General features: G+C 65.4%; 1 protein-coding gene. It reads right to left on the reverse strand.

The window, feature by feature from the left end; all coding sequences use genetic code 11:
* Window positions 1-538, reverse strand: a 538-nt coding sequence (locus L6R21_28270) for an aminotransferase class III-fold pyridoxal phosphate-dependent enzyme (protein ID MCK6563098.1), incomplete at both ends; no start/stop codon positions are given.

Here is a 538-nt window from a genome sequence, read left to right on the forward strand (position 1 = left end):
GAGGAGGAAGGCGGCGACATCGCGCTTGGCGAGGGCTTGCTCGAGGGCTTCGAGGTCGCCGAAGGGGATTTCGATATGCTTCTTGAGGACGGCTTCGAAGGGCTCGCGGTAGAGGCCTTTGGCCATGCAGGCGAGGGCGCCGAGGGTTGTGCCGTGATAGCCGCCTTCGGCGTAGGCGATTTTGGTTTTGCCGGTGACGGCGATTGCGGTTTTGAGGGCGCATTCGACGGCTTCGGCGCCGCTGTTGCACAAGAACGCGGTTTCGAAGGCGCCGCTCGTGGCGGCGACGAGCTTTTCGGCGAGGGATCCCGCGAAGGGATTGAGGCATTCGTGAAAGATGCTGGGGGCGTCGCCGCGGAGGTGCTCTAGGATGGCGGCTTTGATGCGGGGCGGGTTATGGCCGAGGTTTAGGCTGCCGAAGCCTGCGAGGAAGTCGTCGTAGGCGGTGCCGTCTTCGTCTTCGATGGAGGCGCCCTCGGCGCGGACGAAGCGCGTGCCCCTTCCGGTGAGCTCGAGGAACCGGCCGAGGGCGGGGTTT

It is taken from the genome of bacterium (genome assembly GCA_023150945.1).
Lineage (GTDB): Bacteria > Zhuqueibacterota > Zhuqueibacteria > Zhuqueibacterales > Zhuqueibacteraceae > Coneutiohabitans.